The 16,088-nt window shown below is 70.6% G+C and carries 17 protein-coding genes and 1 pseudogene; 6 read left to right on the top strand and 12 right to left on the bottom strand.

Annotated features, from left to right (window positions below):
- Positions 1-578: 578 nt before the first annotated feature.
- The 4 genes from ACMCNO_RS26265 to ACMCNO_RS26280 are packed head-to-tail and all read right to left on the bottom strand — an operon-like array spanning position 579 to position 3,728.
- A complete protein-coding gene (locus ACMCNO_RS26265) occupies positions 579-1,025 on the bottom strand; it encodes a hypothetical protein (RefSeq protein ID WP_412752111.1) in 447 nt (148 codons plus the stop codon).
- 13 nt (positions 1,026-1,038) lie between these two features.
- Positions 1,039-2,427, bottom strand: coding sequence for an alpha/beta hydrolase (locus ACMCNO_RS26270; protein WP_412752112.1), 1,389 nt, complete (start codon positions 2,425-2,427; stop codon positions 1,039-1,041).
- Positions 2,424-3,248 carry an ESX secretion-associated protein EspG gene (locus ACMCNO_RS26275; protein WP_412752113.1) on the bottom strand — a complete coding sequence of 275 codons (825 nt, stop codon included), beginning with the start codon at positions 3,246-3,248 and terminating at the stop codon, positions 2,424-2,426. Before ACMCNO_RS26275 ends, ACMCNO_RS26270 begins: the two co-directional genes overlap by 4 nt.
- A gap of 3 nt (positions 3,249-3,251) precedes the next feature.
- A complete protein-coding gene (locus tag ACMCNO_RS26280) occupies positions 3,252-3,728 on the bottom strand; it encodes a WXG100 family type VII secretion target (protein WP_412752114.1) in 477 nt (158 codons plus the stop codon).
- A gap of 303 nt (positions 3,729-4,031) precedes the next feature.
- Here ACMCNO_RS26280 and ACMCNO_RS26285 point away from each other — a divergent pair.
- A pseudogene (locus ACMCNO_RS26285) lies at positions 4,032-4,157 on the top strand (IS5/IS1182 family transposase); the annotation flags it as partial.
- 96 nt (positions 4,158-4,253) lie between these two features.
- On the opposite strand, the gene ACMCNO_RS26290 reads toward ACMCNO_RS26285, so the two are convergent.
- The 5 genes from ACMCNO_RS26290 to ACMCNO_RS26310 all read right to left on the bottom strand — a co-directional run bounded on the left by ACMCNO_RS26290 (position 4,254) and on the right by ACMCNO_RS26310 (position 9,449).
- Positions 4,254-5,522: a sensor histidine kinase gene (locus ACMCNO_RS26290; protein ID WP_412752115.1), complete on the bottom strand. Its 1,269-nt coding sequence runs from the start codon at positions 5,520-5,522 to the stop codon at positions 4,254-4,256.
- Positions 5,523-5,595: 73 nt separating this feature from the next.
- Positions 5,596-6,345, bottom strand: coding sequence for a class I SAM-dependent methyltransferase (locus ACMCNO_RS26295; protein WP_412752116.1), 750 nt, complete (start codon positions 6,343-6,345; stop codon positions 5,596-5,598).
- 10 nt (positions 6,346-6,355) lie between these two features.
- Positions 6,356-7,621, bottom strand: a complete 1,266-nt coding sequence (locus ACMCNO_RS26300; RefSeq protein ID WP_412752117.1) for an acyltransferase family protein — start codon at positions 7,619-7,621, stop codon at positions 6,356-6,358.
- Complete coding sequence (locus ACMCNO_RS26305) at positions 7,618-8,685, bottom strand: alpha/beta hydrolase (protein ID WP_412752118.1); 1,068 nt, start codon at positions 8,683-8,685, stop codon at positions 7,618-7,620. The genes ACMCNO_RS26300 and ACMCNO_RS26305 overlap by 4 nt, the downstream gene beginning before the upstream one ends.
- Positions 8,686-8,783: 98 nt before the next feature.
- Positions 8,784-9,449 (bottom strand): response regulator, encoded by a 666-nt coding sequence (locus tag ACMCNO_RS26310; RefSeq protein WP_412752119.1) that lies wholly within the window; start codon positions 9,447-9,449, stop codon positions 8,784-8,786.
- Positions 9,450-9,806: 357 nt separating this feature from the next.
- Between ACMCNO_RS26310 and ACMCNO_RS26315 the strand changes: the two genes are divergently transcribed.
- The 4 genes from ACMCNO_RS26315 to ACMCNO_RS26330 all read left to right on the top strand — a co-directional run bounded on the left by ACMCNO_RS26315 (position 9,807) and on the right by ACMCNO_RS26330 (position 12,504).
- A complete protein-coding gene (locus tag ACMCNO_RS26315; RefSeq protein ID WP_412752120.1) occupies positions 9,807-10,349 on the top strand; it encodes a cell division protein FtsX in 543 nt (180 codons plus the stop codon).
- A 203-nt stretch (positions 10,350-10,552) separates the two neighbouring features.
- Positions 10,553-10,849 carry a hypothetical protein gene (locus tag ACMCNO_RS26320; RefSeq protein WP_412752121.1) on the top strand — a complete coding sequence of 99 codons (297 nt, stop codon included), beginning with the start codon at positions 10,553-10,555 and terminating at the stop codon, positions 10,847-10,849.
- A 455-nt stretch (positions 10,850-11,304) separates the two neighbouring features.
- Positions 11,305-11,607, top strand: coding sequence for a hypothetical protein (locus ACMCNO_RS26325; protein ID WP_412752122.1), 303 nt, complete (start codon positions 11,305-11,307; stop codon positions 11,605-11,607).
- Between the two features lie 576 nt (positions 11,608-12,183).
- Positions 12,184-12,504: a hypothetical protein gene (locus ACMCNO_RS26330; RefSeq protein WP_412752123.1), complete on the top strand. Its 321-nt coding sequence runs from the start codon at positions 12,184-12,186 to the stop codon at positions 12,502-12,504.
- Positions 12,505-12,533: 29 nt separating this feature from the next.
- On the opposite strand, the gene ACMCNO_RS26335 is transcribed toward ACMCNO_RS26330, so the two are convergent.
- Positions 12,534-13,112 carry a TetR/AcrR family transcriptional regulator gene (locus tag ACMCNO_RS26335; RefSeq protein ID WP_412752124.1) on the bottom strand — a complete coding sequence of 193 codons (579 nt, stop codon included), beginning with the start codon at positions 13,110-13,112 and terminating at the stop codon, positions 12,534-12,536.
- A 46-nt stretch (positions 13,113-13,158) separates the two neighbouring features.
- Between ACMCNO_RS26335 and ACMCNO_RS26340 the strand changes: the two genes are divergently transcribed.
- Positions 13,159-14,145, top strand: coding sequence for a DUF2867 domain-containing protein (locus ACMCNO_RS26340; RefSeq protein WP_412752125.1), 987 nt, complete (start codon positions 13,159-13,161; stop codon positions 14,143-14,145).
- A 10-nt stretch (positions 14,146-14,155) separates the two neighbouring features.
- Here ACMCNO_RS26340 and ACMCNO_RS26345 read toward each other — a convergent pair whose 3' ends face one another.
- Together ACMCNO_RS26345 and ACMCNO_RS26350 are read right to left on the bottom strand one after the other, a co-directional pair.
- On the bottom strand, positions 14,156-14,821 hold the full coding sequence (locus tag ACMCNO_RS26345; protein ID WP_412752126.1) for a response regulator: 666 nt from the start codon (positions 14,819-14,821) through the stop codon (positions 14,156-14,158).
- Entirely contained in the window at positions 14,818-15,987 is a 1,170-nt protein-coding gene (locus ACMCNO_RS26350) for a sensor histidine kinase (RefSeq protein ID WP_412752127.1), read from the bottom strand. Before ACMCNO_RS26350 ends, ACMCNO_RS26345 begins: the two co-directional genes overlap by 4 nt.
- Between the last annotated feature and the right edge of the window lie 101 nt (positions 15,988-16,088).

The following is a 16,088-nucleotide window of genomic DNA, read 5'->3' on the forward strand; positions in this document are numbered from 1 at the left end:
AGGTGCATTGCCTCCGAAGGGCTGTAACCACCCGGAGGTATTTGGTTCAGCAGACCCGTAAGTCCTCCTTACACCACATGAAGAGAACGAGAGGCGCGCCCAACCATGCCCAAACCAGGTGGTCTCAGGCTCCCGGAGCAGCCGGAACCAGACCCGAGTCCGTCACTCGGAAGTGCAGGCCCAGGCCCGACTGCGGAACCCGATCACAGCGGAGCCACCATGCCTGCAGCAGTCGAACGCGACGAAATCCCAGGCCCTCCTAGGTGTGATCACATTGACGATCCACAGGTCAGACGGCTCACAGCGTCCCAGCTGAGGCCGCCGTCCGTCCTGGGTGGCGGTGGGCGCGATTGGCACGCTATCGCCATCAACTATCTCATCGCGATAGCCGGTCTGATCAGTGCCGTAGCCGCGCTCCTCGCTCTCTTCGGCCGATAGGTTCCGCCGCGCCAGCACGCCTCGTCCAGGCTTGTAGCCCATGTGTGGCATACCGCGGGGGCAACGGGCAGGGGCTGTCAACGCCTGTTGCACGACGACAGTCCTTTGCTCTGCCCAAGCCGGTCGTATGGCCGTTACCGCTACGCGGGGCGGGGGCCGTACTTGCGTTCGAGTTCGGCCTTCTCACCGGCTTCGGCGAAGGTGAGTAGTTTGTCGATGCTGCGGCTGGAGTCCTGCGGGTCCGTGACGTCGACGCGGATCGAGGTGAGCGGATTGAGTTTGCTGGTCCAGACCAGCTTGATCGATTCGTCGACGAGGGGTTGCAGGTCGGTGCCGTGCTTGGCGGTGATGGACACCACCGAGGCGGCTGGTGCGTCGAAGGTGTCCTGGTAGTCGACCTCGACCTTGGTGACTCCAGGGCGGGTGGCGAGTTCGGCCTGGATGCCGGCGGCGATCTCCTGCATCTTGGAGTCGGTTTCCGCGCTCTTCTTGTTGTTGCATCCGGTGGTGGCCGCGACCGTGAGGACGGCCGCCAATGCCAGGCTGAGAACCCGGCGAAGGTGACTCCGCTGTCTGGCAGCACCCATGTCGATGGCCTTCCTAACCCTGGCGGTGCAGATGGTAGACGTCGGCTTGGACGGTGGTGCCTGACGCGGGGGTGGACAGAAACGAGCCCGCGCTGTTGCGGAACGCGACCACGGAGGGGTCGGTGCTCTGGTCCAACTGTCGCGCGGCCGGTAGGTAGGACGTTGTGGTGGAGTGGTTCTCGCCGGCGGTGCCAAGTTGGTGGTCGAACCTGACGGTGGTCCAGTTCGGCCGGTCGGGGTTGTCGCGGGCGTCGAGGTGCGGCACGAGGTCGTGGCTGTTCTCGAGGGACAGGACCTGGACGTGGCCGGGGACGTCGGCGCGGGCGATCGGCGAGCCCGCGGTGACGACGTGGGTGACGTTGTAGTTGAAGGCGCCGTTGCCGGTGTCGGCGGCGGCCTGCGCGGCCACCATGCCGCCCTGACTGTGTCCGATCAGCATGACCGGGTCGGTGGAGCTGGCACCGGAACGGCGCAGGGCGTCCGCGATCGCCTTCTCGCGGCTGGTGGTGTCACCGCCGAGGACGTGGACGTTGGTGCCCAGGTCGTTGCTGTCCGGGTTGAACTGCCCGGGGTTGTTCCAGTCCTTGGTCCCGGGGATGTCGACGATATAGGACTTGGTGCCGTCCGGCTTGGTGACGACCCGGACGTCGATCTCGTCGTCATTGTCGCCGTGGGCTTTGTTGTTGCGATAGTCGAGGCTGTTCATGAGATCACCGAATCCCGCCGGCGCGTTCGTCGCGGCCGCGGTGTTGTCCCTGCCGTCCTCGGTGACCTGCGGAGTCCCGTCCGGATACAACGCGCCGAGCAGGTGTGCGCCGGTGCCGACATCACCGACGGGGAGCCCGGTCAGGCCGGAGATCAGGCCGGGGGACGCGCCGACGACATTGTCGAGGATTCCAGGGTGGTCGGTGAGGAACCGTTGCGGATCCGACAAGGCCGACGCGGTCCCCACGGGATCGAGGACGAACGCGCCACCGAGTGTCACGCTTCCGGCCAGGAGGAGCCCCCCGGCGGCCAGCACCGGGTGTTCGCCGGCGAAGTAACCGGCGGCCCACCGGACCCGGTCGACGAGGGCGCCGCTGGCGGCGTCGGTGGCCTGGTACGCGGCCGCGGCCGCGCGTAGTGAGACCGCTCGGGCACCGTATCGGCCGGCCAGGGCGGTCACGCCGTGCCGGCCGTCCAACGCCGCCAGCAGTGTCTTCTCGAACGCGGCGACCCCGCCCGGATCGAGGACTGCGGAGGCGAGCACGTCCGGGGCGGCCAGGATGCCGTGACACTTCACCGTGACGGCGGCGAGCGCGCCGGCCAGGTCGTCGCTGTTGCGGGCCAGCGACGCCAGATCCTCGTAGTGCGCTTCGGTGCCCCCGGCGCCGCCGGAGATCTGCATCGATGGTTGGGTCACGGTGTCGCCGCCTCCACGATTTCCGCCACGTACTCGGCGACCCAGGCACCGATGTCAGCCCGGTCGACGGGCGTGATCACGACCATCCGGGTGCCGTCGGGGTCCGGGTCGGGCCGCAGACCGAGCCAGCCCGAGTCCGTGGCCAGCCACACCACCTGACCGACGGCCAAATCACCTCGGATCCGGCCGGTGACCAGGCACGACATCAGCCCGGTCGTGCGCCGGTTGACCTGTGCGGCCAGCGCCTGCTGCGCGTCGGTCAGCGGGACCGGGGTGCTGGCAGGGGCGACGTACTCGGTGACGGACTCGAGCGCGGCCAACGGCAACCGCCCCGTCACCCGGACGTCGGTGCCGTCGCCACCGAGCGCGGCCGCGATGCGCGACTCGACGGCCTCGGACCGTTCGGCGGCCGGTACCGCCCGGATCAGCTCGGCGCCCAACCCGAGGGCGGGGAAGAGCGACAGCTCGACCGCGCCGTCGGCGAGGGTGAACAGGCTCGCCCCGAGCGACCCGGCAACGGCGACCACGGCGCGTAGCCCCCGCTCGCGGACCGAGACCTCGACCTGGATCGTCACGGTCGCGGCGGCCAGCACCGCCACGTTGGCGGCCACGGCCTCCACCAGCTGGATCGTGGCGCCGTCGCCGGGCACGCACACGCCCCGCGTGCGCAGCGTCGCGACCCCGGCCGCCGTCTCTTCGGCGGTGAGGGTGCGTACGTCGAAGCCGGGCGGCGCGACCAGATGGCCTGCGCCGACCAGCACTGAGAACTCGACCGGCGACAACGCCAACCGGCGCGCCATCACGTCTGGGGTCCTGACCATCACCTACAGCACCCCTTGCCCGCGCATGAATCCGCCGACCTCGAGCCACCGCATGTCACCCGAGGGCGGCAGATTCGTGGGCCCGATCGGCCACCCGCTCCACGGCGGCTCGGTCACGGCCCGCTTCAGCAGCCTGCCCGCGGCATCCACGACCTGCTCCGCCTCGTCACGCAGGGACCGCACCTGGTGGTGGAACCACGCGCTCACCTCGTGCTCGAACTTGGCGATCAACGCCAGCTTCTCCCGGACCTCCTGCGCATGCTGCTGCAACAGATCGGCCGCCCGCTCCAGATCGGCGGCCGTCCGATCGGCTTCGCGCTGATCCTCGACGATCCGATCACGGAACGACTGCGCCGCGCTGGACACCCACCGCGCCACCTGACCCTGCCGAACATGGTCGGCCGCGTGCTCCCGTACTTCGGCCGCATGCGCCCGCAACTGGCCAGCGAGGCGGTCCAACTCCTCGGGATCCCCGTACATGCTCAAACCCGACCGCCGAGCGGAACCCCTGCGAGCCGGCCCCATCCGGCCAGGACACGCTCATCGTGCACCGCCAAGACCGGCCCACGACCAGCACCTACCGCTGCCACCGCCCACGCGTCTGCCACTGAGCCCACCACATCACCCTCCCGCCGCGATGCCCCCCGAACGAGCCACCGCGAGGATAGCCGGTCACGCACCGTAAAGAAAGCGGCTGCGATACGCCCCTGCGATAACTCTCAGTAGCGACCGGCTGGCGGTGTCCACGACGGCCATGTGCGGCATCTCTACTGGCGCTCGAAAGACCGTTCTGCGTCATCAGCCAGGTGTTGGCGCACGCCGAATGCCTTCGGCATCTCACACTCCGCTGTACACCGGGTCATCGATCCCGTCGGACCACTGCTGGCCCTGGCGCCGGTACAGCGCCGCGACCCCGGTCATGCGCCTGCTCGAGCACGCGCACGAGCGGACCGGAACCCCCCGAGGAGACCACGCGGGACGTCGTGGTGGTCGCCGCTGGCCGCGTCAGTCCCCGTTCGCCCGCGGCAGGACGGCCCGCACCTCGTACCCGCCCTCGGCCGTCGGCCCGGCGCTGAGCCGGCCGCCCAGGGTCTCCGCCCGCTCCCGCATGCCGACCACCCCATGGCCGGCGCCCGGCACGGGGTCGACCGGTGCGCCCTCCGACCGGTCGTTGACGACGCGGAGTTCGAGGTCGTCGTGTCCGCCGCGCACCGCGATCCGTACCCGGGCGGCCGGCGCATGCCGCCGGGCGTTGGACAGGCATTCCTGCACGATGCGGTACACCGACAGCCCCACGGTCGCCGCGACCGGAGCCGGGCCCGGATCCAGAAGGAGTTCGACGTCCATGCCCGAGCGGACCGCCTCCGCGACGAGGTCGTCGAGATCGGCCATGCTGGGCTGCGGCGAACGGTCCGGCTCCGGCGTGTCGCTGCGCAGCACGCCCAGCAGGCGCCGCATCTCGGTCAGCCCCTCCCGCGCCGCGGTCGCGATCTGGGCGAACTCGTCGTGCACCTCCGGGCTCGACCCCCTCCGGCGGTATGGCGCGGTCTCCGCCCGTACGGCGATGAGCGACATGTGGTGCGCCACGAGGTCGTGCATCTCGCGCGCGATACGGGCCCGCTCCTCCAACACGGCCCTGCGGGCCTTCTCCTGCTCGCTGCGCTGTTCCTCGCGGGCAAGCGCACCCTGCACCTCACGACGGGCCCGGATCTGGTCGCCCGCCACAGCGAACACGGTCAACAACAGCACCGTTCCGGGTACCGCGGATCGGCCGACGAGCAGCGTGACGGGCACGACCGCGGAGACCCACAGCCCGATCAGGACACTGCGCTGCACCCGCGTACCGGAGAGCAGGAAGACTCCGGCGAGCACGAGTGGCTGCACCGGATGCCAGGGCCACGGCGAACCGGGGTCGCCCAACGGCAACATCGCGGTGCCGAACGCGGTCACCCACGCGATCCGCCAGGCCATCAGCGGCCGGGTCAGGACGATCGCGCAGGGCAGCGCGATGAGTACGCTCAACCCGAGCACCAGCACCAGCGGCACTTCGAGATCCGAGCCGAGGTTGCCGAGCAGGATGAGGGCGAGCACGAAGGCCACCGCCCAGGACAGGTTCTGCCACCGCCGCCGCGGCGTCGGCCCGGTGGGCTCCGGACCGATCGCCAGGATCCGCAGCGAGCGACCCGCCCGCCGTGCCGCGGCGCGAGCACTGGCGGTCCCCGCCGGGGACACCACCGTCGGCGTCCGGTCGTGCTCGCCGCCCCCGCCACTCATCCGCAGCAGCATAGCCATGCGCGCCCAGCGATCCGCGCGGCGTTGGCGCCGCCACCGGCGAGCGAAGCCGCGGTCACTGCGCCCTGAAGAAGATCATCGGATTGCGCCCGCCCGCGTGCACGGGCTCCGCGAGACCCAGCGAGCGCTTGACATCGACGATCGTTTCGTACGCCTCGCGGGCGGCCCGGGGCGCGGCGGTGAAGGGGGCGATCCCGCGGCTGCCGAGCCACCCGAGCACGACCCGGCCTTCGCTGAACGGCCCGACCTGCAGACGCTGGTGGACGTCGTGCACGCTGACCGGCACACCGGTCCTGACGCGGGGCAACACCTGCCGGGTGTACCAGCGGGCGAAACTCGCGGTGTGCGCGGCGTCGATGAAGAGGAAGTCGACCGTGTCGGGTCGCAGCTGCCCGCTCGCTCGCACGTCACCCTGGTGGAAGGTCCAGCGCCCGGCCGAAAGCTCAGCGGGAACGGTCCGGCGTACGTGGTCGACGATGTCGTAGGAGTGCAGCCGGCCCGTCCCGTTGTCGCGCAGGGCCCGCAGCAGCCAGGTGGTCGACCAGCCGTAGAAGGTACCGATCTCGGCGACGAGCGCCGGACGTACGTCACGGACCAGCAGGTAGGTGATCTCCGCTTCGATGTCGTCGAGGCGGGCCCGCATCCGCGGCTCGTCGACGGTGAGCAGCCGCCGTTGTTCCTCGCGTACCCGGGCGAGGTCGTCCGCGTACGTCGCGTACAGCTTCACCACGTGGGCCAGGTCGATGGGCCTGTCGAGTCGGTTCTCCCCCGGCTTGCCGAGCGGGCGAGTGTGAGCTTCGGTCATGCGCTTCTCCTCAACGTGGTGTCCTGTGCGCGTCGCCGGGCAATCCGGCGTAGATCGTGGCGCCCTTTGGCGCCAGGGCGTCCGTCGAATCGGGCCCGGTGACGGTCAGCTCGCTGCTCGTCGCCGCCCGCCGCTGCCGCGTCGGCCGCTCCACGCCCCGGAACAGCCCGCAGAGCAGAAGCAGGACCAGCAGGAAAGCGGGGAACCAGCCGAACCGGTGCGCGATCCAGGCCGCGTCGCGGGGCACGTCCAGCAGGCCCGGCGGCGCACCGGCCAGCACCCGGCCCGCCGCGGCCACGACCATCAGCGCGGTCTGGTGCCAGACGAAGACGGTCATCGCCGACAGGTTCAGCACCACGACCGCGGCCCAGCAGGCCGGTCGCCGCAACAGCCGTTCCGCCAGTGGCCGCAACAGCATCGCCAGGCCGATCTGCGTGAGCGTGTGCCCGACGGTGAGCAACGACGGCGGGTCAAGGTTGGACCGACCGGATCCGGGAACGCCGACCATGCTGGCGGGGTATCCGGCACCGAGAATGAGCACTCCGCAGACCGCCAGCCCCGCGCAGAGCATGCCGGCCGCGACGCGGCGGCCGGGTGACCCCGACAGGGCGACCAGAACCCCGATCAGGTACGGGACCAGCCAGCCGGCCAGCACATTGACCATGGCGATGGACCCGGGAAGGCCGGGCCAGACGCCGAACCGCAGTCCGTCGACACCGGCGACCACCGCGACCGGTACGGCAACGGTCCACGCTCCGGCGCGTCGGCACGCCGATCGCAGCAGCGGCGTGAGGGCCAGCAGCACCACCAGCACCAGCAGGAACCACAGCGGGCTGAACGCCAGCTTTCCGACGGTGTGCCGGGTCCACTGCGGCACGCCTGACAGCGCCAGCACGACCAGCGCGAGTCCCCAGGCCACGACGAACACCGCCACTGGGCGGGCCAACCTGGCCAGACGTCCGGCAAACCAGCGGCCCCTACCCTGCCCGCGCCGGGTAGCAGCCATCAGGCCACGCGTCGCGGCGAACCCGGAGACGAAGAAGAAGAGGCCGAGCGTCTGCAGCAGCCAGCTCGCCGGCGCCAGCCCCGGCATCTCCTGCAAGGGACTGAGCTGATAGAACGCACCCTGGTCGGTCACGGCGAGGCCGGTCACCAGCCAGTGCCCCGCGACCACACCGAGCATGGCGACGGCGCGCAGACCGTCGATGAACCGGTCCCGGCCGGCGGGGGTCGCCTCGGACAGCCGCACGGTCCAGCCGCGATTCCGGGCGCTCACCGCGGGTCCCCGGCGCCGCCGACCACGATGGCCGCCATCGCCCGCAGCGCCGAGCTGCCGTCGAGGAAGTAGCCGTCGTGCCCGTCGACGTCCTCACTGGGCAGCGCGAGCGCCCCGAACGCCCGGTCACAGGGCAGCCGGCCGTGACCCACCCCGAAGACCTGCACCCCGGGAATCCGCCGAGTCCAGTCGTTGGGCGCACTGCCCGCCCAGACGCGGGCCTGCGAATGAAGGTCGGAAACGGTACGGGCGCCGCCCATCCCGGGGCTGCCGATGGCCACCAGGTCATGGACCTGGGCATTCAGCCCGGCCGCGGCGAGGCCCGCCACGGTCGACCCGTAACTGTGCCCGATCACCGTGATCGTTGCCTCGGGACGGGCCGTGGAGAGACCGTCGACGAACCGGTCGAGCGCGGCCGCCCCGGCGACGGCCCGGTCCTCCCGCAGCGCATCACGGCGTACGCCCTCGGGTGGGTCGTATCCCAGCCAGGGGATCACCGCGGCGCGGGCCGACGGATCCTGAGCGTGGATCTGGTCGTACAGCTGATGCGCCTGCCACGACGGCGCCCGCCGCAACCGTCCGCCGTGGCCCGTGTCGAAGTTGGCCAGCACGCTGTCGACCCCCGGCACCAGCACGACGATCCGGTCGGCGGTACTCAGGTTGCCGATGACCTCGGCGATGCGGCCGTCGCCGGCCCGGTCGTACAGCAGGATCTGCCGCCCGGCGTGCGCGGGCGAAACGATGCGGTTGGCGCGGTAGCGGAGCCGGACCGGCGCCCCGTCGAGACGTCCGACGATGTCCGGAAACCGGTCGGCGAGGTCCTCGGCCGACGCGGCGGGAACGCGGGCGAAGAACCCGGCGACGGTGGACGGCGCGGCGCTGGTGGGGTCGGGCGGCGACAGCGGCTCGGCGAGCCACTGCGCACGGTGGGGCACCGCGGTTGCCGCGGGCGTCTCGGCGGGGCCGAACAGCCAGGCGGCGGGAAGCCCGAGCAGGGTCGAGACGACGGCGGACGTGAGGACACCGACAACCCGCCGAGGACGCGTGATCCCGATGCTGAACATGAATGCCTCCGATCGCCAACCGACGATCAGGAAGCTAGGTGTGTGAACGAGGCCCGGGCGTCACGCTGTGGCGCGACGTTTCCCGTAGCTCCGCGGGGCTACGTCTGGGGCGCGATCAGACCGCTCTCGTACGCCAGGACGACGGCCTGGGCCCGGTCACGCAGATTCAGCTTCGTGAAGATGCGACCGACATGGGTCTTCACGGTCTGCTCCGCCACCGTCAGGACAGCCGCGATCTCGGCGTTGGACTGACCCCGCGCGATGAGCGTGAGCACCTCGGTTTCGCGCGGCGTGAGCGCGTTGAGCGACAGCACCTTGGGGCGCGGCTCCTGGCGGGCGGCGAACTCCTCGATCAGCCTGCGGGTGATCGACGGCGCCAGCAGGCTCTCCCCCGCCGCCACCACCCGGACCGCCTGGACGAGCTCACTGCCCGGCGCGTCCTTGAGCAGAAACCCGCTCGCGCCCGCCCGCAACGCATCGAAGACGTAGTCGTCGAGGTCGAAAGTGGTGAGCATGATGACCCGGGGACGGTGCATGCCGGGGCCGACATCGAGGATCCGGCGCAGGGCCTCCACGCCGTCCATCACCGGCATGCGGATGTCCATGAGGATCACGTCCGGCGCCTGCTCGCGGGCGCGGGCCACGGCCTGCGCTCCGTCCGAAGCGTCCGCAACGACGGCGATGTCCGGCTGGGCGTTGAGCAGGGCAGCGAAGCCTTCACGCACCATGGCCTGGTCGTCGACGATCAGCAACCTGATGGTCATACACTGCCCCGCACGACCACGACTATAGATGCCGGCTGTCGCGGGGGTCCGCCACCCACCAGAGCCTCCCGCACGACCCGACACCGCCCGTCAGCCAGTGACGGTGTCGACGAGGTCGTACAGGCGTCGCCGTTGCTGATGGTCCGGCTTCCGGCCTAGTACTGCAACGGCAGCCGGGTGAGCCGCGCGGACCCTCGATACCCCTGGCGCGGAATTGTTCCAGTCATCCACCACGATTACGGGTTTCCAATTCATCGACACCGATGATTCATGTCGAACGGTTGATCCCGCCGGGCATGGGTGAGTATCGCCACTCGCAGGTTCAGGCGTCGTCCGCCACTGGTACAACCGACTGTCATGTCCGACCCGAGCTACCACTCGCCCGCCGATTTGCCGTCGCCGGTCGGCACGCCGCCCGGCGAGCATGGCGTCCCTTCTCCCCGCCGACGCCGGCTGGTCCTGGCCTCCGTTGCCATGGCCGGGATACTCGTGGGGGCTTCAGCGACCATCGCGATCCTGTTCGCTACTGACCGGACTGGGCGGGCCGGGAATCAATACACGGTCCGCGTGTTCCTGAAGAAGGGCATCACTTCGGAGCAGCAAACGGCCGTCGAATCCGCGCTGTCGGCCCTGCCCTCGGCGAAACGGATCGAGTTCCGCACCCGCGAACAAGCGCTCCGAGAGCTTCAGGAGATGTACGAGAGCCAGCCTCAGGACAAGCCGATAACGGTCGACGACATGTCCGAGTCCTTCACATTGACCACCAGTGCAGGACCCTTCGACTGTGATGCCTTCATCCCGGTTGGCCAGCTTCCCGGAGTGAGCGAAGTCAACATTGCTCAGCTTGGCGGCAACGGGAAGCCTCAAGCACTCGTAAAATGCGTCCCATCGCGCCGATGATGGTCCTAACCGGGCACGACGTGGGGTGGCGTAAGACCAGCCCCTGACGCACCGATCTCTGTGGTGACTCGGCCCCGAGCTCGGCACAATCAGGACGTGGCTAGGTTGTTCCTGATGGTCGGGCTTCCCGCCGCTGGCAGGACCACGCGGGCGAAGGAGCTGGCCGAACAGCATCGGCGCTGCGCCTGACCCCAGACGCGTGGATGATCCCGCTGTTCGGCGAGTCGGAGGCCGACGGCCGACGCGACGTGCTGGAGGGACGGCTCATCTGGGTTGCCTTGGAGGCGCTGCGTGTGGGCACCAGTGTGGTGCTGGACTTTGGGCAGCCCAGGGCTCACATGTTGGCCGGGTCAGTCGGGCGCGGCATCCTCGGGTCGAACTCGCCGCGACGTCAGTTCTGCGAACGCCACCTTCTCCAACCGTCGCTCGATGGCGCTCGGCTGCCGGGGGCCGGCGTGCTCGTGCCGCTCGAGCTCATCCATGTATTGCAATGCATCTGACACTCTGCAGTCGGCCGCAAACATCGCGTAGCGGGTCGCCTGCTGGCGCAATAGAGTGAGTTCCGTGGATGGAGATTCGGGCGGCGACATACAAGCGCTGCGAGAGCAGGCGCACCAGGTGGCCCGTGTGCCCGCCCGAACCCGATCCTCATTTGCCCGTACTGAAGAATCGGCTGGGTCGACAAGCCGTACACGGTCGAGGAGTACCGACGGCAAGGTCTCGCCGCGGCCGGGTTGAGGGCATTGCGGCATGAGCACCCCGCCGCGGCGTGGCACACCGGAAGCGGACACATGACCGACTCCCGAGCGTTCTGGGCGACGGTCGGCCAGGGCGTGCCGGGTGCATACAAACAACGCGAACTGTGCGAGCACGCCGAAAGGCAGGGAGGCGTGATGCCGCCCTGGCGGCTGAAACAGCAGGCGTAGGCGCGAGCCGCACCCCGCATAATCTCGACATGGCTGACAACACGATCTCCGTTCCGCCCTACGACGCCCGCATCGGCGTCGTGGCACACACCGAGGGCGGCACCATCACCGTCGCCGTGCATGACGGGACCGTAGAGCTCTCCGGCGATTCCGCTGGCCTTCGCGACCTCGCACGATGGTGCCTCGCGCTCTCGGGCGTCGCCGCTCACTCTGGCGCGCACGTCTACCTCAACCCCGGCATCACTCCGCTCGGGCCGGAGTCGACTCCGCTCCTGCTGGCACGCGATCCCGGAATCGCCACACCGAACAGGGCCGACGCCTCCGGCGGGTAGGGCATCCGGCCCTACGACCCGGAACGGGCCTCCGGCGGCCAGGGCTTCCGGCCCTGCACCCGGACGACTCCGGGATGCTCAGCCCAGTCGGCAGCCCGATCTTGGTGGTGAAGGCCAGGCCGGTCTCGATCCAGCGGTTGCCGGCCGACTCCCGTCGCGTTCCTGCTGACGCGGGTGGGCGATCAACGCGTCGACGCAGCGGGCCGGCAGGGCGAGGTGCCGGCCGGGGCGCCACGACCTGAGTGAGATCGCGGGGGTTGAGGCCGTCGAGGCGGATCAAGGCGTGGAAGTGGACGGCGCCGCGGACCTTGATCTGGCCGAGGCACGGGGTGAGTGACTAGCTGGGTGACAATCGGTTGTGTCTGCGGCGGACTTCAGTGGACGACGCTGGAACGTGTCCCCCAGGCTGGCGCGCAGAACGCCGCACGTCGCCGACCCTCATCTTTCCTTGGGGTCAAGGACAACGGGCGTCGGTCTGTCCTCTTAATCCACTGTTGCCAGGGCCGATGGCGGTGGATTGGTCGTGTGGCGGCCCCGGTGCCAGGCGAAGAACGGTTCTTGCGTTGACGAATAGCCATGAACCGTACCGCCGGCGAGGCTGGCGATGACGGTGGTAAGAGAGGGGGTTGTCGGCTTTCCCTCGTTCGCGGCGAGGACGCCGTCAGTGGTGACGATGAGAAAGCCGCGCTCGAACAACTCGTCGCAGCCAAGGGTGCAGGCGGGCATTGTGTTCTCAAGCAGGAGGCGCTCGGTGTTGTCCGCGTCGGCGCGTCGCTTGATGTGGGCAAGCCGTACGAAGCCTACCGGCAGTTCGCGGCCGCAGAGGGCGCACGTGATGAACGCGCGGGAGCCGAAGTGCCACGCGCGCAGGAACCGCTGCTCCAGGTGACCGTGTAAACGCTCCGCTCCTACAAGGAGGGCTGCCCTCAACGCGCGGTGAGCAGCGCGATGGCGCGGTCGATGTAGCTGCGGCGGGCGGTCGCGCTGCCGGGCACGAGATGCGGCACGGCGTGCGCGAGCTGCACATGGCCGAGGTACGCGCTGAATGCGAGCAGTCCTCGCGCACCGGCCTCGGCGGCGCCGAATCCGAGGCCGGCGAAGAGGTCCACGGTGTACTCCATGCGCCGCTGTGTGACCCGCCTCAGCACGGGCGCCACGAGCGGGTGGTCGGCCGTGGAGAGCATGGCGACCTCGACGGTGTCGTGCTCGGTCGCCTCCATGATGGTGAGGAACAGCAGCCGCAGCCGCTGAAGGGGGTCCGGCTCGGCGTCGACGAGCCGGATCACGGCCTCGGTGTGCTCGGACTCCCAGCGCTGGAGCGCGGCGGTGATCAGCGCGTCCCGGTTGGCGAAGTGCCAGTAGAAGCTGCCCTTGGTGGCGCCCAGCCGGGCCGCGATCGGCTCCACGGCGACCGCGGCGAGCCCGCCGCGCGCCATCGCCTCGAGCGCGGCGGCGGCCCAGTCGTCGGCGGTGAGGCGGCTCATCTGTCGGCGCGGCACCCCCATACGCTACCGTACGGAGAGCACCATACGGCACCGTACGGAGGCGGTCATGGTTTTGATCAACAATGTCCACCAGCGGGAGTTCCCCGTCGCGGCCGACAAGGTCGGGCGCCTGCTCGACCTCCTCGGCTCCACGGCCGATCCACTGTGGCCGGCGCCCACCTGGCAGCCCATGCGGTTCGACCGCCCGCTGGGCATCGGCGCAAGCGGAGGTCACGGTGCGATCCGGTACCGCGTCACCGACTACCGGCCCGGCCGCCTCGTCGAGTTCACCTTTGCCCCGTCGACCGGCATCGACGGCACCCACGTGTTCGAGGTGGAGCCGACCGGGCCGGACACCACCGTCCTGCGGCACCGGCTGACGGGCCGGCTCACCGGGCCGATGCGGCTGTTGTGGCCGCTGCTGGTCCGCACGCTGCACGACACCGTGCTGGAGCACCTGCTCGACAACGCCGAACACGCGCTCACCGGGACGGTGCGCACCCCGTTCCGGTACTCGCTGCGCGCCCGCGTCGCCGCGGCCGCCGAGACGTGCCGGGTGCGTGCTGTGCCCATCCCGGACGGGGCGGAGCTGCTGCGCGGGTGGTCCGCCCGGCCTGACCTCGCCGACGCGTACGCGGTGCGTCTCCCGCCCGGCACCTCGCTGACACCCCGGGACTGGGCCGACGCCGTGTTCCACGACCCGCCCGCGCCGGTGCTGGCCCTCCTGCGCCTGCGCAACCTGCTGGTTCCGCTCCTCGGCATTCAGCGGGCCGACCGCGGCGCGTTCGCGCCCCTGCGGCAGGCGCCCCACGAGGTGCTGGTCGGAACGGACGCGTCGCACCTGGACTTCCGGGCCAGCGTGCTCGTCGAGCCGGACGACGGCGGCACCACCGTCACGGTCGCCACCACCGCGGCCACCCGGTCTCGTGCCGGGCGGATCTACCTCGCCGTTGTCCGCGTGGTCCACCCGGTCGTCGTGCGCGCGATGCTGCGCCGGGCGGCGCGCCGCGCCACCGCGCCCGGCATGCTCCGCCATCCCGCGATGCCCCGGTGAGGCCGCCGCGCTACTCGGTGACGCCCGGGCGGACGAGGCCGCTCTCATAGGCGAACGCGGCCGCCTGCACCCGGTCGCGCAGGTCCAGCTTCGTCAGCATGCGGGAGACGTACGTCTTGACCGTGGCCTCGCCCAGGTACAGCCGTGCGGCGATCTCCGCGTTGGACAGCCCGCGGGCGACCAGGCGCAGCACGTCGACCTCCCGCTCGGTGAGCGTGGCCAACTGCTCGGCGGCCTTCGGGTCGGCGCCGGGCGCCCGGGCGAACGATGCGATGACCCGCAGCGTGACGGCCGGGTCGAGCAGTGCCTGGCCGGCGGCCACCGTGCGCACCGCCTGCACCAGTTGCTCGGGCGGCGCCACCTTGAGCAGGAACCCGCTGACCCCCGAACGCAGCGCCTGCGCCACGGCGGCGTCCTCGTCGAACGTCGTCAGGATGATGACCTTCGCGGCGCTCTCCGCGAGAATGTGCCCCGCCGCTTCGAGCCCGTCGCAGCGCGGCATCCGCACATCCATGAGAACGACGTCCGGCGCGGTGCGCCGCACCACCTCCCGGGCGTCGAGTCCGTCGACGGCCTCCCCGACCACGCAGATGTCGGGCTGGTGATCGAGCAGCATCCGCAGCCCCGCGCGAACCATCGCCTCGTCGTCGGCGACCACGACCCGGATGCCGCTCACGGCTGCGCCCCGATCGGGAACACCGCGTCCACCCCGTACCCGCCGTCGGGCCTCGGACCGGCGGTGAGGCTCCCGCCGTACACGGAGACCCTCTCCCGCATGCCGACCAGGCCGTGACCGCCCGGGCCGGCCGCCCGCTCCCGGGTCCGATTCTCACCACGCGGCGGGTCGTTGTCGACGGTGAGACCGAGGCGGTCCCCGGTACGTTGCACGACAACCCGGGTCGGCACCGGACCGGCGTGGCGCAGGACGTTGGCGAGCGCTTCCTGAAGGATTCGGTACGCCGAGACATCCAGCGCCGTCGGCAGCTCCTCGATGTCACCGTCGACGGTCAGGTCGACCGGCAGGCCGGCGGCACGTACCTCGGCGACGAGTTCGTCCGCGCGGACCAGCGACGGGTTGCGCACCGGCTCGCTCGACGCGGCGTCGCGCAGCATGCCGACCAGGGCGCGCAGCTCCTGCACCGACTCGCGGCCGAGCCGTTCCACGTTGTGCATCATCTCCGCCTGCGGCGTGTCCGGGGGCAAGGTGCTGCGGATGGCGCCGAGCTGAAGCACCATGACGCTGATCGAGTGCGCGACCGCGTCGTGCATGTCGCGGGCGATGCGCTGGCGCTCCTCGACCAGGATCGCGTGCTCCCGCGCATCGCGTTCGGCCTCCAGCGCGACGGCGAGGCGGGCCAGCAGTGTCGCGCGGTGCCGCAGGCGGCGGGCGAGCAGGCCCACGCCCCACGCGCCCCAGCACAGTAGCCCGAAGAACAGGTTCTCCCACGCCATCGCGCCCAGGCCGCCCACGGTCGAGCCCGCTGCGCGGCCGGCGACCCAGGTACCGAGACTCGCCATGCACTGGGCCGACAGCGGCGCCAGCCACGACCGCCGGGGCTCGGCGCGGTATCCGGCCCAGCCCGGCGCCAGGAAGAAGCTGAGTACGCCCACCCCGGTCGGTCCGTTGAGCCCACCCGCCACGACGATCGGGAAGGCCGTTGCCACCACGGCGGTGCCGATCACCGGCAGCCATGCGGCCAGCGCCGTGCCGGCCACCACGACGGCCAGCGCCGCGGCCGGGGTGCCCGGATTTGCGGAGAACGCGTCGTCGAGGGCGATTTCCACGGCGCCGATCACGGCGAGGATCGCTGCCGCGCTCAATGGCACCAGTCTCCGGCGCACCCCGTCACCTCCATCTGTCCCCAACGGCACCGGCCGCAATGATCAGCTCGTGCCGGTCCAGGGTAGGTGGGTGGATGATGGCCCGGGTCCGCCGTGCGGCG

This window comes from Krasilnikovia sp. M28-CT-15, from assembly GCF_047159595.1.
In the GTDB taxonomy this organism is placed as follows: Bacteria; Actinomycetota; Actinomycetes; order Mycobacteriales; family Micromonosporaceae; genus Actinoplanes.

Excerpts from the sequence above, each read along its gene's own strand:
- ACMCNO_RS26290 (WP_412752115.1), bottom strand. The coding sequence starts at position 5,522 with ATGAGTGGCGGGGGCGGCGAGCACGACCGGACGCCGACGGTGGTGTCC.
- ACMCNO_RS26335 (WP_412752124.1), bottom strand. The coding sequence starts at position 13,112 with ATGGGGGTGCCGCGCCGACAGATGAGCCGCCTCACCGCCGACGACTGG.
- ACMCNO_RS26330 (WP_412752123.1), top strand. The coding sequence starts at position 12,184 with ATGAACCGTACCGCCGGCGAGGCTGGCGATGACGGTGGTAAGAGAGGG.
- ACMCNO_RS26315 (WP_412752120.1), top strand. The coding sequence starts at position 9,807 with ATGTCCGACCCGAGCTACCACTCGCCCGCCGATTTGCCGTCGCCGGTC.
- ACMCNO_RS26280 (WP_412752114.1), bottom strand. The coding sequence starts at position 3,728 with ATGTACGGGGATCCCGAGGAGTTGGACCGCCTCGCTGGCCAGTTGCGG.
- ACMCNO_RS26310 (WP_412752119.1), bottom strand. The coding sequence starts at position 9,449 with ATGACCATCAGGTTGCTGATCGTCGACGACCAGGCCATGGTGCGTGAA.
- ACMCNO_RS26320 (WP_412752121.1), top strand. The coding sequence starts at position 10,553 with ATGATCCCGCTGTTCGGCGAGTCGGAGGCCGACGGCCGACGCGACGTG.
- ACMCNO_RS26325 (WP_412752122.1), top strand. The coding sequence starts at position 11,305 with ATGGCTGACAACACGATCTCCGTTCCGCCCTACGACGCCCGCATCGGC.
- ACMCNO_RS26265 (WP_412752111.1), bottom strand. The coding sequence starts at position 1,025 with ATGGGTGCTGCCAGACAGCGGAGTCACCTTCGCCGGGTTCTCAGCCTG.
- ACMCNO_RS26275 (WP_412752113.1), bottom strand. The coding sequence starts at position 3,248 with ATGGTCAGGACCCCAGACGTGATGGCGCGCCGGTTGGCGTTGTCGCCG.
- ACMCNO_RS26305 (WP_412752118.1), bottom strand. The coding sequence starts at position 8,685 with ATGTTCAGCATCGGGATCACGCGTCCTCGGCGGGTTGTCGGTGTCCTC.
- ACMCNO_RS26295 (WP_412752116.1), bottom strand. The coding sequence starts at position 6,345 with ATGACCGAAGCTCACACTCGCCCGCTCGGCAAGCCGGGGGAGAACCGA.
- ACMCNO_RS26340 (WP_412752125.1), top strand. The coding sequence starts at position 13,159 with ATGGTTTTGATCAACAATGTCCACCAGCGGGAGTTCCCCGTCGCGGCC.